Source organism: Nostocoides vanveenii, from assembly GCF_039531165.1.
In the GTDB taxonomy this organism is placed as follows: Bacteria; Actinomycetota; Actinomycetes; order Actinomycetales; family Dermatophilaceae; genus Nostocoides_A; species Nostocoides_A vanveenii.
In genome coordinates, this window is sequence record NZ_BAAAPN010000105.1 from 1 (window position 1) to 14,908 (window position 14,908).

The 14,908-nt window shown below is 68.2% G+C and carries 12 protein-coding genes; 9 read left to right on the plus strand and 3 right to left on the minus strand.

What is annotated here, in order from left to right; genetic code table 11:
• The first annotated feature begins 48 nt into the window (after positions 1–48).
• The 4 genes from glmU (at position 49) to ABD209_RS18290 (ending at position 5,094) form a co-directional block, all read left to right on the plus strand.
• Positions 49–1,518 carry a bifunctional UDP-N-acetylglucosamine diphosphorylase/glucosamine-1-phosphate N-acetyltransferase GlmU gene (gene glmU / locus ABD209_RS18275; RefSeq protein ID WP_425564733.1) on the plus strand — a complete coding sequence of 490 codons (1,470 nt, stop codon included), beginning with the start codon at positions 49–51 and terminating at the stop codon, positions 1,516–1,518.
• Positions 1,515–2,495, plus strand: a complete 981-nt coding sequence (locus ABD209_RS18280) for a ribose-phosphate diphosphokinase (RefSeq protein ID WP_344069085.1) — start codon at positions 1,515–1,517, stop codon at positions 2,493–2,495. The genes glmU and ABD209_RS18280 overlap by 4 nt, the downstream gene beginning before the upstream one ends.
• 203 nt (positions 2,496–2,698) lie before the next feature.
• Positions 2,699–3,340 carry a 50S ribosomal protein L25/general stress protein Ctc gene (locus tag ABD209_RS18285; protein WP_344069088.1) on the plus strand — a complete coding sequence of 214 codons (642 nt, stop codon included), beginning with the start codon at positions 2,699–2,701 and terminating at the stop codon, positions 3,338–3,340.
• Between the two features lie 218 nt (positions 3,341–3,558).
• Positions 3,559–5,094 (plus strand): sugar transferase, encoded by a 1,536-nt coding sequence (locus ABD209_RS18290; protein WP_344069091.1) that lies wholly within the window; start codon positions 3,559–3,561, stop codon positions 5,092–5,094.
• Between the two features lie 29 nt (positions 5,095–5,123).
• Here the strand turns inward: ABD209_RS18290 and ABD209_RS18295 are convergent, their stop codons facing one another.
• Together ABD209_RS18295 and ABD209_RS18300 are read right to left on the minus strand one after the other, a co-directional pair.
• Positions 5,124–6,005, minus strand: coding sequence for a sulfotransferase family protein (locus ABD209_RS18295; protein WP_344069094.1), 882 nt, complete (start codon positions 6,003–6,005; stop codon positions 5,124–5,126).
• A 1-nt stretch (position 6,006) separates the two neighbouring features.
• The gene (locus ABD209_RS18300) at positions 6,007–6,918 is read right to left on the minus strand and encodes a sulfotransferase family protein (protein ID WP_344069097.1); all 912 of its coding nucleotides are present in this window, start codon (positions 6,916–6,918) and stop codon (positions 6,007–6,009) included.
• 181 nt (positions 6,919–7,099) lie between these two features.
• On the opposite strand from ABD209_RS18300, the gene ABD209_RS18305 reads away from it, so the two are divergent.
• From ABD209_RS18305 to ABD209_RS18325, 5 genes are all read left to right on the plus strand, one after another.
• A complete protein-coding gene (locus tag ABD209_RS18305; RefSeq protein WP_344069100.1) occupies positions 7,100–8,044 on the plus strand; it encodes a hypothetical protein in 945 nt (314 codons plus the stop codon).
• Between the two features lie 11 nt (positions 8,045–8,055).
• The gene (locus ABD209_RS18310) at positions 8,056–9,006 is read left to right on the plus strand and encodes a sulfotransferase (protein ID WP_344069103.1); all 951 of its coding nucleotides are present in this window, start codon (positions 8,056–8,058) and stop codon (positions 9,004–9,006) included.
• A 3-nt stretch (positions 9,007–9,009) separates the two neighbouring features.
• Positions 9,010–10,476 carry a hypothetical protein gene (locus ABD209_RS18315; protein WP_344069106.1) on the plus strand — a complete coding sequence of 489 codons (1,467 nt, stop codon included), beginning with the start codon at positions 9,010–9,012 and terminating at the stop codon, positions 10,474–10,476.
• A 164-nt stretch (positions 10,477–10,640) separates the two neighbouring features.
• Entirely contained in the window at positions 10,641–11,969 is a 1,329-nt protein-coding gene (locus ABD209_RS18320) for a DUF1565 domain-containing protein (protein WP_344069109.1), read from the plus strand.
• 26 nt (positions 11,970–11,995) lie between these two features.
• Positions 11,996–13,288, plus strand: coding sequence for a DUF1565 domain-containing protein (locus ABD209_RS18325; RefSeq protein ID WP_344069112.1), 1,293 nt, complete (start codon positions 11,996–11,998; stop codon positions 13,286–13,288).
• Between the two features lie 80 nt (positions 13,289–13,368).
• On the opposite strand, the gene ABD209_RS18330 is transcribed toward ABD209_RS18325, so the two are convergent.
• Positions 13,369–14,682 carry a right-handed parallel beta-helix repeat-containing protein gene (locus tag ABD209_RS18330; protein WP_344069115.1) on the minus strand — a complete coding sequence of 438 codons (1,314 nt, stop codon included), beginning with the start codon at positions 14,680–14,682 and terminating at the stop codon, positions 13,369–13,371.
• Between the last annotated feature and the right edge of the window lie 226 nt (positions 14,683–14,908).

Sequence of the window (14,908 nt, forward strand, 5' to 3'; positions counted from 1 at the left end):
CGGCGCCCCGCGCCGGGAATCCCCTCCGAGCCTGGGAGTCGCGCCCTCGTGACCAGCCGACCTGCTGCCGTCATCATCCTCGCCGCCGGCGAAGGCACGCGGATGAAATCCGATCTGGCCAAGGTCTTGCACCCCATCGGGGGCACCGCCTTGGTCGGCCACGCGATCCGCGCCGCCCGCGCCACAGGCGCCGAGCAGGTGGAGGTCGTCGTCCGCCACCAACGCGACCAGGTCATCGCCTTCTGCACCGCCTTCGACGCCGCTTTGCAGGTCGCCGACCAGGACGACCAGAAGGGCACTGGCCGCGCCGTGGAGTGCGGCCTCGCCGCGTTGCCCAGCGACCTGACGGGCACCATTTTGGTGACCTATGGCGATGTGCCCCTGCTGACCGGTGAGACGCTCATCGCCCTGACCGAACGGCATACGGCAAGCGGCAGCGCGGTCACCGTGGTGACCTCGGTCATCGATGACCCGACGGGGTATGGCCGCGTCGTGCGCGACGCGGACGGGCAGGTCGCCGCCATCGTCGAGCAGAAGGACGCGACGCCCGACCAGCTCGGCATCCGGGAGATCAACTCCGGAATCTATGCCTTTGACGCCGACGTGCTGCGTGCCGCCCTGCCCCAGCTGAGCACCGAGAACGCCCAACGGGAGAAGTACCTCACCGATGTCGTCACGATTGCTCGTGCCACGGGCCGTGCCGTGGACGCCCACGTCATCGGCGACAAGTGGCAGACCGAGGGGGTCAACGACCGGGCCCAGCTCGCGACCTTGGGCCGGGTGCTCAACGACCGGATCTGCGATCGGCACATGCGCGCCGGCGTGACCATCGTCGACCCGGCGAGCACCTGGATCGATGTGGACGTCACCATCGGCCAGGACACCACTATCTTGCCGGGCACCCAACTGCTCGGCGCCACCTCGATCGGCCGGCAGGCCACGATCGGGCCGGAGGTGACCATCCGGGACAGCGAGATCGGCGATCGGGCGCACGTGCGCCGGGCCGAGGTCGACACCGCGCTCGTCGCAGCCGACGCCACCGTCGGCCCCTACAGCTATCTGCGCGCCGGGACCGAACTGGGCGAAGGCGGCAAGATCGGCGGTTTCGTCGAGACCAAGAACGCCAAGATCGGGCCCAAGGCCAAGGTTCCGCACCTGACCTACTGCGGTGATGCCACGATCGGCGCCGGCGCCAATATCGGGGCCGGCACGATCTTCGCCAACTACGACGGCGTCCGCAAACACCGCACCGTGATCGGCGCGCAGAGCTTCGTCGGCTCCGACAGCGTGCTGATCGCGCCGGTCACGGTCGGCGATGGGGCGTATGTCGCGGCCGGGTCGGCGCTGACCCATGACGTGCGGCCGGGGCAGATCGCCGTCGCCCGCGGCAAGCAACGCAATGTCGACGGCTGGGTGGCCCGCGCCCGCGCCGGCACCGCATCGGCGGCCGCCGCAGAGGCGGCGCTGGCTGCGCAAGCCGATGCCGCCGCCGGAGCGACCGAGGAGGCGACCCGATGAGTGCCATCGTGAAGAAGACGCGCAAGCACCTGATGGTCTTCTCCGGGCGCGCCGGACACGATCTCGCCGGCGAGGTCGCCGGGTTGCTGCAGACCGAGCTGGTCCCTACCCAGATCTACGACTTCGCCAATGGCGAGATCTTCGTCCGCTACCAGGAGTCGGTGCGCGGCTGCGATGCGTTCGTCATCCAGTCGCACGTCGCCCCGATCAACGAAGCGATCATGGAGCAACTGATCATGGTCGATGCGCTCAAGCGGGCCTCCGCCAAGCGGATCACCGTGGTCATGCCGTTCTACGGCTATGCGCGCCAGGACAAGAAGCACCGCGGACGGGAGCCCATCTCGGCCCGCCTGGTCGCCGATCTGTTCAAGACCGCCGGCGCGCACCGGCTGATGGCCGTCGACCTGCACACCGACCAGATCCAGGGCTTCTTCGACGGCCCCGTCGACCACCTCATGGCCCTGCCGGTGCTCAGCGACTACGTAGCCAAGAAATACAAAGACGAGGCGCTGACGATCGTCTCGCCGGACGCCGGCCGGATCAAGGTCGCCGAGCACTGGTCGCGCCGGCTGGGCGGCGCCCCCCTGGCCTTCATCCACAAGACCCGCGACACCTCGCGGCCCAATGTCTCGGTCGCCAACCGCGTCGTCGGTGACGTGTCCGGGCGGGTGTGCATCGTGGCCGACGACATGATCGACACCGGTGGCACCATCTGCAACGCCGCCGAGGCCTGTCTGGCCGCCGGCGCGGCCGGCGTGGTGATCGCCGCCACGCACGCGATCTTCTCCGACCCCGCGGTGCGCCGGCTTTCCGAGAGCGTCGCGCGGGAGGTGGTCGTCACCAACACCTTGCCGCTGACCCCGGAGCAGCACTTCGACAAACTCACCGTGCTCTCGGTCGGCCCGCTGGTCGCGGCGGCTATCCGGGCGGTGTTCGAGGACGGCTCGGTAACCTCGCTGCTCGGCGATTACGCCTGACCCCGGCAGCCGTCCGCGATTTCGCGAGCACCGCTGCCGGCCAGTAGAATCGCGTCAATGCCTCGGCGAGGGGCGGCCCGCGGGCCGCTCGTGATCGACGCGGTGGTGCTCGATGATGACGCGCCGCCACGCGCTCGTCGCTGGGCCGCCACCGCAAACCGGTGCGATGGGAGACCGCGCGCCACGCCGAAGGAGATGCCCTCGTGTCCACCGACAACCGCCTCGACGTCCAGAAGCGCACCGAGTTCGGCAAGGGCGCAGCCCGCCGCATCCGCCGCGCCGGCAATGTGCCCGCCGTCGTCTACGGCCACGGCACCGCCCCGATGCATATCACCATGCCGGGCCACGACACCATGATGGCGCTGAAGAACCCCAACGCCCTGCTCACCCTGATCGTCGAGGGCGAGGAGCAGCTCGCGCTCGCCAAGGACGTGCAGCGCGACCCGATCAAGCCCGTTATCGAGCACGTCGACCTGGTCATCGTCCGACGCGGCGAGAAGGTCACCGTCGAAGTCCCGGTCCACCTGACCGGAGAGGCCGCCGCCGAGACCGTGGTCACCGTCGAGCACCCGGCTCTCCAGGTCGAGGTCGAGGCCACGGCCATCCCCGAGAGCATCGTCATCGACATCGAGGGTCTCGAAGCCGGGACGCAGATTCACGCCGGGGCCATCGCCCTGCCGGCCGGCGCCAGCCTCGCGGGCGACCCGGAGGCACTGGTCGTCAACATCTCCGCGATGATTTCGCAGGAGGCCTTGGACGCCGAGCTCGCCGAGGCGGAGCCGAGCACCCACGAGGATGCTGCCGACGAGGCGCCCGAGGTCGCGGACGACGCCGCCGAGGCCTGAAATCCCGTCATGTCGCGCCCCGCAGATGCTGCTGCAGAATGCGGCATCCGCGGCGGCGTGGCGGACTTTCTCGACCTACCTATCGTGATATGGGGCCCGGTACGGTACCGTCCGTCTGGTAACAAGACAGCTCCCGCCTCCCGTCTGTCCCATGCTTCACAGCTCAAGGCATCGGTTGGGGTCGGTGTCGACAACCTTTCTGTATGCGGGAGGCATGCGTGAGTGGGGCCATCCACGCGGAGGAATCGGCGACGTCGTCCGTTTCCGAACCCCCGCGTTCGACAGCAGTGCGCCCGAGTGCGTCGACCGCCTTCTGGCATGTGCCGGACTGGGCCCATCCCCGCAGTGACACCGAGGGCCCGGGCCGCGGGTGGCGCGCCCGCTATCGCGCCCGCGTCATCATCAGTGACTTTCTCGCCGCCCTCGTCGCGTGCACGACGGCCGATCTCTTCCGGTATGGCGGCATCCCCAACCTGCGCGTCGCGCTCCTGACCGCGGTCGTTCCGTTTGTGTGGGTGCTCGCCTGCGCCCGCTCTGGCGCCTACCGCGCCAACAACCTCGGCATCGGGCTGGATGAGTACCGCGCCATCGGCCGGGCGCTGGTCATCCTGCTGGCTCTGCTGTCGGTGGGCCTGATCGCGCTGAACTGGCGGATGTCGCGGGCGCTCTTCTTCATCGTCGTCCCGCTGACCTTCGTGTTGACCCTGCTCGCCCGCCGCGTCCTGCGCGGCCGGCTCGCCCGAGCTCGGCACCTCGGCCATGCCCTGCAGCCGACCATCGTCGTCGGCCGCGGGCTCGCCGTGCACGACATGATCGCCGAAATTCAGAACGACCCGATGTCGACCGGGATGCGGATCGTCGGTGCCTGCGCGTCCGACCTGCCGGATCCGTCTTGGCTGGCCGACGTCCCTCTCTACGGAGGGCCCGAAACCGCTTTGCTCGCCGTGCGCGACACGGGTGCCGAAGCCGTGGTCGTCGCCTCCGACGCCTCCTTCTCGGGCAAGGCCTTGCGCCGGTTGGGCTGGGCGTTGTCGGAGATGGGTGTCGACCTGTTCGTGCACCCGGGCATCAACGAGGTGGCCGCGCCCCGACTGACGCTGCGCCCGGCGGCGGGTATGAGTCTGCTGCACGTCGAGGGCCCGACGATCGGCGGTTTCGACGCCTTCGCCAAGCGGACCATCGACATCGTCTGCTCCCTGGGCATCCTGATTGTCTCCTTCCCGGTCTGGTTGTTCATCGCCGCCTCCGTCTGGGTGCACGACCGCGGCCCGATCTTCTTCGTCCAGCAGCGTGTCGGGGAGGAGGGCCGCACCTTCCCGATGCTGAAGTTCCGCACGATGGTGGTTGACGCCGAGGCGCGCCTGGCGGAGTTGAACGCTCATCCGCAGGTCAATGAGATGCTCTTCAAGCACAAGCAGGACCCGCGCATCACCGGGCCCGGCCGCGTCCTGCGCCGATTGTCCTTGGATGAGTTGCCCCAACTGATCAATGTGCTGCGCGGCGAGATGTCTCTCGTCGGGCCCCGCCCCCCGCTGCCTCGCGAGGTCGACGCCTACGAGCCCGACGCCCTGCGCCGGCTCAAGGTCCGCCCCGGCCTGACGGGCATGTGGCAGATCAGCGGTCGGTCCGACCTGAACTGGGAAGACTCGTTGCGGCTGGACCTCTGGTACGTCGACAACTGGTCACCCGTGCTCGACGTGATGATCCTGATCCGCACCGTCCGTGCGGTCGTCAAGGCCGACGGCGCCTACTGACCCCCGCGCCGGCGGTGCCGGACCGGGTGTCAGGTCAGGTCGTAGGCGTAGCGCGCCAGTTGCGCGCCGGCGACCGACTCCATGGCGGCGACCTGCTCGGGGAACAGATCGCGCAGGTAGGCGGCCTTGCGGCCCGAGGTCAGCGAATAGCGCGCGATGCCCGCTTCGAAGGCCTCGGTGTAGCTGAGCCCGATGTGCTCCAGGATCGCCGTCAACTGCGTCGTCGAGTCCTCGAGCACGTCCTCATAGCGCACCGTCAGCCACCGCTCGCCGAGTTCGGTCGCGCATTCCTCGTGCGCATCGACCAGGAGCCGCCAGGCAATGGCGGCCAGGGCGGGCTGGCTGCGGCCGGAGGCGCTCCAGGCGGCGTCGAGTTCGGGGGAGAGCTCTCCGAAGTGCCAGCCGGCGGGCCCAAGGTGGCCCTTCCACCAGTCCATCTGCAACCAGGAGTTCGCAACCGCGCGGCCGTCCCGGACGATGTGCACGAAACGCGCATCCGGGAAGGCCGCCGCCAGAAACCGCGCGCGCGGCCAGCCGGTGAACTTGTGCAGGAAGACCTCGGCGGAGTCCAGGCCGGCCATTCGCTTCTCGACGAAGGTATGCAGCCTCCCGGCGAGCCAGGGGGTCAGATCGGCCGCGGTGAGATCCGCGGCCGGGTCCACGAGCATGGGGGAGACCTCACGGGAGAGCACGCGATAGCCCTCGCTCGGTGCGAGCCGGGCCCGACCCTTCTCGCTCACGGCAGCCGGCAAGCGTCGCCAGAGCGTTAGCTGCTGAGCGTTGCCCTGCCTGATGCCCAGGTCGTCCAGATTCGTCACGAAGCCGGTCGCGGGGTGGCGGGCGATCAGCTCGTGCACCAGGGTCGACCCGCACCGGCCGGTGCCGAGGATGAAGGCGGGGGGCAAGGTCATCTCAGCGGTATCCCATCGCAGTCAGTTGGGGTTCGAGGTGGGCCAGGGCCGCCTGCTGCTCGAGTGGGACCTCGGCCGCCCACGCAGCGTTTTTGTTGGGGAAGCGGATGCGTTCCAGCTCGGCCAGCCAGGTCGGGTTTGCGGGGTCTAGCCCGGCGAACCCGGCGATCTGAGGCAGCACCGTCATCGGGGCGGCGACCAGGTCCTCATACCGGATCCGCAGCACCTGATCGGCGGGCACATCGGCCAGGCCCGACTCGATGGCCTTGGTCTCCTCGACCCAGTGCCGGGCACACAATTCGAGCGGGTCCTTGCCCTCGGCCGCCCACTGCGTCGGTGTGCGGTCGGAATACCACCAGACCGGCATATCCGGCCACCAGTCGACGCGGCTGAGCGAATAGGCGACGGCCCGACCGTCGCGGGTCACATCGAGGAAGCGGGACTGCGGAATCAGTTTGTGCAACAACCCGATTCGGCGGTTGTGGCCAATGCGCTTGCTGATGAGCACCGTGCCGCCGCTGCGTCGCGTCGTCGCCGCCAGCAAGGGCGCCAACTGCCGCTGCCGGTCGGTGATCTCGCCTCCCTCCCAGGCCTCGGGCACGTCGCACTTCTCGAAGAGCGGCTCGCCCTCGACCGGCTGCGGGAAGAGCCGCTCGTCCAGGGCCCGACGGGAGTTGTACCGATAGGCGTTGTCGCCGTCCTCGCCGAACCACACCCGTCGCCGTTGGTCGGCGCGGCGCCCGGCCACCCGGTTGAGCGCCGCCAGGGCGCTCACCCCAGGCAGACGCCGTTGATAGTTGTTGACCCAGGCGGCCTGCGGATGCAGGGCCAGGGCGCGGTAGACCAGGCTCGTTCCGGACCGCGGGGCCCCCACGACGAAGAGCGGCGGCAGGGGCCGGTTGCGTGAGTTCACGGTGGATAGAACCTTCCGAGCGGGGGCGTGGACGTCAGGAGGCGGACGGCCGCCCCATGGCCGGGGTGTATCGTAGTCGGTCGGGGCGCCCGGCCAGGATCGATGACGAGATGGCGGGCCTAAGCCCCGTCTCTGATGTGAGAGCAATCGTCAATCCTCGTGAAAGAGTTGTGTCACCCCGATGGAACTACGCGAACTGCTGGCGCACCTTGGTCGCCGCCTCTGGCTGCTGGTGATCATTCCGGTCGCTGCCTTGCTGCTCGTCTTGGGCCTGAATGCGCCGAGTGGCACCCAGTACACGAGCTCGGTCAACCTGCGCGCGACGAACCCGATCGGTGACCCGACCGTCGCCTCGATCAACCTCGTCGCCGGTTCGCTGGTCAACGCCGCCACCAATGACGAGGTGGTCACCAAGATCGCGCAGGCCGCCGGTGTGAGCGCCGACCGCGTCGGCAAGACCCTCTCCGCCAACCGGATCGCCGACACCGAACTGGTGCACGTCTCCTATTCCGACAGCGACCAGGCCGTCGTCGACAAAGTGATTCAGGCCGCCCCCGCCGCGATGCAGGACGCCGCCTTCGCTCCCGCGCTCAACCAGGCGCGCGTCGCGCAGACCGAGGCCAAGAGCACCCTCGACACCGCCCTCGCCGAGTTGGAGAAGGTGCAGAAGTCGACCGGTGTGACCAACCCCGACCGTGAGTACCAAGCGGCCACATCCGAGGCCACCTCGCTGCGCGTCGCCCTGGCCACGGCCAAGGGTCGCCCCGACACCGTCACCACCAAGCCCATCGAGGACGCTCTCAAGTCCGCGCAGAAGCGTGCCGACGAGATCACCGCCGCCCAGGCCGAGCTCGCGGCGCCGCAGTATGCCGTTGACAACGCTCGTCAGGGCCTCGCCGCCCGCACCCAGGCCCTCGGCGACATCAACGCCCGCAAGGCCGCCAGCGTCGCCGAGTCGATCTCGACCGATGTCACGCCGCTGGACTGGAAGACCAGCGTCCTGCGGCGCGCGGTCTCGGCCGTCCTCATCGGCCTCGCGCTTGCCATCCTGCTGCTCGCCATCCCCGAGGTGCTGCGTCGCAGCCGCGCCGGCAGCGATGACGAGTACTACACCCAAGAGGACTGAGCCAGCCCGTCATGCCCAGTGACTCCCAGGTCCGGGTTCTCTATGTCGGGGGGACCGGCCGAAGCGGAAGCACCGTCGTCGCCAACGCCCTCGGCGCGCTCGATGACGCGGTCAGCGTCGGTGAGGTGCGCTACCTCTGGGAGCGCGGGATCACCGAGAACCGGCTGTGCGGATGTGGCCAGCGGTTCGCGAACTGCCCCTTCTGGCAGCAGGTCCTCGACACGGCATACGGGACCGACGTCCCCAACGCCCACGAGGTGCATCGCCGCCTGACCGAGGTGACGCAACTGCGCACCCTGCCGGGCTTCCTGCGCTCGCCCGCCGAGGCCAGTCAGGCGCCGGCGGATCTCGCCGACGTGCTGCGCCCGCTCTACGCGGCGATCGCAACCGTCTCGGGTGCCTCGCTGGTCGTCGACTCCTCCAAGCTGCCGACGTATGCCGGCGTGCTCGCCGGCGTCGACGGCCTGACCCTCGATGTCGTGCACCTCGTGCGCGACCCGCGGGCGGCCGCCTTCTCGTGGAAGCGCACCAAGGAGCAGCCCGACCGCGGCCGGCCCGGCCTGATGGAGCAGCGGGGGGTCGTGAAATCCTCCGTTCTCTGGACCGCCTGGAATGCCGGGCTGGAGCGAGCCTGGCGCCGCTCGCCGCACTACACCCGGGTGCGCTACGAGACCTTCGCCGCGCATCCGGCCGAGACGATCGCGCTGCTCGCGGATTTCGTCGGGCACACCGGCGCCGACCGGGTCGTCGATGACGAGGGCCGGCTGCACTTGCCGCCGAATCACACCGTCGCCGGCAACCCTGCCCGGATGTCGGCCGGTCCCACGCCTGTGCGCCTCGACAACGAATGGGCGACGGCGATGAACCGACGCGAGGTCCGTGTCGTCTCAGGGCTGACCGCACCGCTATTGGGGCGCTACGGCTACCCCCGCGCCGTCGGCGCTCCCGATCAAGAGGACTGACCCATGACGTGCAAGGCGATGGCAGGGATCGCCGCGGCGCTGATCCTGGCCGTGACCGCCGGCTGTGACAGCCCGGCGAGCGTGACGCCCACGGCCAGCGGAACCATCGGGACAGCCAATCCGGTTGTGCTCGAGGGCGGAGCCGCCGACATCGGGATCAAGTGGAACTGGAATCTCAAACCGCCGCTGGCGTTCGCCAGCAAGGTGGGCTGGGGGGAGACCTTCTTCGAGGTCGAATGGTGCGCGGTCCGCGACCTGCCCGAGGCCAATCGCTTCCGCCAACTCGAACGCATCCTGACCCAGTCGCAGCAGATGGGCTACCGGCTTATGGTCAAGATCCGGGTGGGCGGCTGCTCCGGCGGACCCGAGCAACTCGATCCCGCCGAGGGCACCCGCAAGCGGCCCAGCAGCCTGCCCGACGACCCGGCCGCCTACCAACAGTTCGTCACCAACCTGGTCACGCGTTACAGCCCCCGCGGCGTCAAGATCTGGGCGATCGAGAACGAGGTCGACGCCAACAACTTCTGGCAGGGCTCGCCGCAGGACTATGTCCAAACGGTCAAGCTCGCCGCCGACGCGATCCGCCGAGCCGACCCGCAGGCGGCCATCCTCGACGCGGGCATCTCCAGCACCGGGTATGGCATCGCTTTGGCCGGGGAATTGCTCGACGCCGGCCACGACCAGGAGGCCCTCGAGCTCTACCAGCGGTGGTATGACCGGCGGCACGACACCGGGACCGCGCGCTTCCCGCTGGTCGGCTCCGTCGATCAGTTACGTTCCCTGCTGCAGGATGGGCGCGCCAAACGCGTCCGCGCGATGGTCGCCGCGAACTGGGAGGCGGTCAACTCCGGTGCAGTGACGGCCTACCAACTCCACTTCTATGAGAACCCCGATCTGCTGCCGACCCTGCTCAGTTACATCCAGCGCCACCTGACCCGGCCCCTGCCGATCCAGGGCTGGGAGATCGGGACCGCCTGGCCGGGTGACGGCTACACCGAGCAGATCCACGGCGCCGAGACCGCGCGACTGATCGGGAGCTTGCTTGCGGCGCAGGTCAGCCCGGTTGTCTACCTGCCCCTCGCCTACACGCCCGGGGGCGCCACCAAGGTCGAGATCTTCCGCGGTCTGGTCTCACCCGAGGGCCAGGAACTGCCCTCCGGACAGGTCTACGCGCGGTATGCCGCCGCCTTACGGGCGAGCACCGCCATCCGTGGGGTCGGCTTCGACGGTGGCACCGGTGTCCTGATCGTCGGCCCCTCGGGCACGCTCGCGGCCGTGTGGCCGACGAGCACTGGTCAACTGACGCTGAAGGAGGGGTCGGCCGTCGCGGCGAGTGCCCCGACCACGCCGGTTGCCACCGGGGCGTCGGTCGCCGGCCCGCTGTTGATCGATCTGTCCAGCACCGACGCCGAGAAGGCGTTGCGCGAGGTATCGAGCGACCTCGGTGTCACGGTGAGCGCCGGCGGCTGAGCCGCCACGCCGGACCGATTGTCGGTCGTTACGCAAAAGTGACTACACTCGGGCTCTGTCGCGCCCGTCCTGACGTCACTCTGCGACGTTTCAGGGACTCACCGCAGGGGTGAGTGCGGGGCCGATGTGTACCTCGTCGTCACACAGTGAGAAGCAGATCCCCCATGAAATCCACTTCCTTCCCCACCCGTGCCCTGGCCGCCGGCGTCGCGGGCAGCGCCCTCGTGGCCGCGCCTTTGGCGCTCACTGCAGGGCCGGCGTCGGCCGCAGGCACCACCATCGACGTCGCCGTGACCGGCAATGACGCGAACCCGGGCACCCCGTCGGCCCCGCTGCGCACGGTGCAGGCGGCCGTGGACAAGGCCGTGGCCGGCACCACGATCAAGATCCACAAAGGCGTCTACGACGGCCAGATCAAGATCCGCAAGTCGGGGACGGCCAGCGCTCCGATCACGGTGACCAACGCCGGTGACGGGGCGGTCACCCTCACCTCGACCCAGCCGATGCCGGCATGCAGCAGCAACCAGCCCGATGGCATGCGCACCATCTTGATCATCGACGGGTCCGACTACTGGACCTTCCAGGGCCTGAACATCGTCAACGGTGTCTATGCCACCGGCTCCGATGCCGGCAATGCGTTCGCCTGGCACAACACCCTCGTCGAGAAGGGGGACTGGCAGACCCGCCGCAAGGTTCCCGGCGCCGGCAGCTACAGCCCCACTGCGGCCAAGCAGGTCATCCCCTACCTGCGCACGGTCACCAAGACCCCGACCCTGGACTCCGCGGACGGCATCAAATTCCTGAACAACACCATCACCAAGAAGGGGCTCTTCTTCCGGATGAGCTCCTATGGCGTGGTGTCGGGCAACAAGATCACCGATGTCGCGTGCGGCACCGGCCCCGGAGTCTGGCTGATCACCTTCTCCAATGGCTGGCAGGTCACCAAGAACGACGTCTCCAAGATCGCCCCGTCCACCTGGAAGCACTTCATGCAGGAGGGCATCCGCCTCGGCACCTCCTCCAACTACAACTCGGTGACCAATAACAACGTCCACGACCTCGCGGGCGACGGCCGGGCCTACAACACGGACGTGGACAGCAGCTGGAACACCTTCAGCGGCAACAAGGCGACCAATGTCGCGATCGGCTACAACGACCAGATGTCCGGCTGGGGCAATGTCTGGAAGAACAACAGCGTCACCAGCTTCCGCACCTACGGCTTCGGGGTGCGTCTGATGGACGGCAAGCTCACGCTGCCCTCCTACAACTCCAGCGCCAACAAGATCAACATGACCTGCAATGTCGTCAGCAAGCCGGTCGGGACCGCCAAGTCCTTCGGCGTCGGCGGCACGATGTACGGCACCTACGCCGGCAACGCGTGGACGACAGCGCAGGTTGGGAAGAATGTCGCGGTCTACTGGGGCAAGTACGGCAACACCTGGAATGGCACGAAGTCGGCCCCGCCGAAGACCTTCGCGCCGAGCTCCTGCTGAGTCGGACCCGGTCAATGCCGACGTCGATGACGATGCGGCCCCTGACGGGCCTGGCCTGCTCCGTTCTCGTCGGCGGCCTGGGCGTGGCGTATGCCGCTGCCCCGGCCGCCGCCGGCGGCGCCACTCTCGATGTGGCCACCACGGGTTCGGATGCCAACTCCGGCACGGCCGACGCGCCCCTGCGCACCGTCCAGGAGGCGATCGACCGGGCGACACCGGGGACGACGATCCGCCTGCACAAGGGCACCTACTCCCAGGAGTTGAAGATCCGCAGTTCCGGCAGCGCCGGGGCACCGATCACCGTCACGGCTGCCGGCGACGGGCCGGTGACCGTGACATCGGCGCAGGCACCGGATGGCTGCGGGGCTCGCCAACCCTCCTCACGCCGGACCATCAATGTCAGCGGCGGTGCGGACTACTGGACCTTCACCGGCATGACCATCGTCAACGGCGTCTACATCAATGGCGAAGGCGGCGGGAAGACCTACGCATGGCACGCGGGACTGGCCAAGAAGGGCCAATGGGAGCCCCGCCGGAAAGTGCCGGGGACGTCCAAGAACGATCCGGTCGCGGCCAAGGGCGCGGTTCCCTATCTCGCCAACCTCCTCCATGCCGACCTCGACCCGTCCGAGCACATCGAGTTCATCGGCAACACGATGACCGGGCGCGGGATCTATGCCACCTTGGCCAACTACGGCGTGGTCAAGGACAACACGATCACCAACATCCTGTGCGGCACCGGGCCGGGCGTGTGGGTGATGAACTTCAGCAACTTCTGGGAGGTCAGCGGCAACGACATCTCCAAGATCGCCGCCTCCACCTGGAAGCATTACATGCAAGAGGGTATCCGCTTCGGTAGTGCGGCGAACTACAACCGGATCGTCGGCAACACCGTGCACGACCTGCCCGGCGACGGACGGGCGTTCAACACCGATGTCGACGGCAGCTTCAACCTCTTCCAGAACAACATCGCCACCAATGTCGCGATCGGCTTCAACGACCAGATGTCGGGCTGGGGCAACACGTGGGTCGGCAATCGCGCCAGCAAGTACCGCACCTATTGCTTCGGCTTCCGGCTCAAGGACGCGACTTTGCGGACGCCGTCGCTGAACAGCAGCACGAATATGTCCACGATCAGCAATAACACCTGCAGTTCACCGGTGTCCGGCGCTCCCGCCCTGGGCATCGGTGCGGTCATGAAGAGCAGCTTCAACGCCAACACCTTCCCGAAGGTGATGCTCGGCACCTATGTCCCCGGCTACTGGGCCAAGCAGGGCAACACCTGGAACGGCTCCTCCAAGCCCCCCGCCGAGGGCTGAGCCGCCACCTCAACGCGTGCGGCCGCCCCGGGGATGGCTATCCCCGGGGCGGCCTTATCGTTCTGGGGCGCTGCGTTCGTTCAGCAGCCGGCCGAGGAGAGCGCCGGCGTGGTGCCGGGCAGCAGGCTCGATCCGTTCCAGGTATTGCCTTGAGCCGACCAGTAGGTCTGGAGGTTCTTGCTCAGCCAGATCAGCGGCATCTGGTTGCCGACGAAGGTGCCATTCATCATCCCGCCGACGCCGAGTGCTTTGGCCTTGCCGACCGCGCCGGTGGTGACATTGCAGCGCACGATCGGGCCGTTGGAGCTGCTGGCATACGACGGGGTTGCCAGTTGGGCATCCATCAAGCGGAAGCCGAAGCCATAGGTGCGGTAGCCGGAGACCGTGTTGTACTCCCAGCGGTTGCCCCAGCCGGACATCTGGTCGTTGTAGCCGATCGCCACATTGCTGACCGTGTTGTGGTGGAAGTCGTTCCAGCTGGCATCCACATCGGTATTGATGCCGCGGCCGTCGCCGGGCAGGTCGTGCACGATATTGCCGGTGACCTCGTTGTAGTCGGCGGCGCTGCCGAGGCGGATGCCCTCCTGCATGTAATGAGCGGCCGTCGAGATCGCAATATCGCTGATGTCATTGCCGGCGATCGTCCAATTGTTGCTGAAGGTCATCAGCCAGATTCCCGGCCCGATGCCGCAGGGGATCTGCGAGATGGTGTTGTCGGCGATGACGCCATTGCTGGCCAGGGCGCCATAGATGCCTCGCCCGGTCATCGTGTTGCCGATGATCCTGATCCCGTCGGCGGAGTCCAGATCATTGGCACCGGTGACGGTGCGCAGATAGGCGATGGTGTTCGCGGTCGCCGGCTGGTTTCGGGAGCCGTGACCCGGGACGGCGCGCCGCGTGAGGTAGTCATTGGCCTTGACCAGATTGGTCAGCCAGCTGTAAGCGACATTCGACTTCTTGCCGGCGATCCAGATCCCATTGTGGATGGCGAGCCCGTCGATCTGCCAGTTGTCCGCGCCATTGGCGATGGTGATGGTCCGGTCGGCTGCGGGTTGGCTGTTGTTGCACGGTTGCGGCTTGGAAGCGTAGGTCAGCAGGACCGGGCCATTGCCGGCTGCCGTGATCCGGATCGGCGCGGTGGCCGTGCCCGAGTTCTTGATCTTGACGGCGCCGGTATAGGTCCCCGCGAGAATCTTGATCGTGGTGCCGGGGGTGGCGCGATCCACGGCGGACTGGACGGTGGCCAGGGGCGAGGCGAGGGTCCCGAGTCCGGTTGCGCTGCCCGCCGGTCCGACATAGATCTCGGTCCCGTCGGCCTGGGCGCCGGAGGCGACCCCCACCGAGGCGATCAGGGCGCCGGCGGCGCTGAGGCAGGCGAGCGGGCGTGATGGCACTGTCTACTCCGTGGGATCGGCCGGACCGCTGCGCCTGGAGAAGTCCGACGGCGCGTGCGTTGTCCGATGTGTGGGGGGCGTGTGCGGAGAGCCGCGCCGCGGCACGTGCTCCCGGGAACGGCGTCGAGCACAATAGCGAATCGGGCGCAGGGGATCAATGCGCTCGCGTGCTGCCCTAGACCGGACGGCACCGCTTTCGCTCACCGGCGACCTGTCGTGCTGCTCG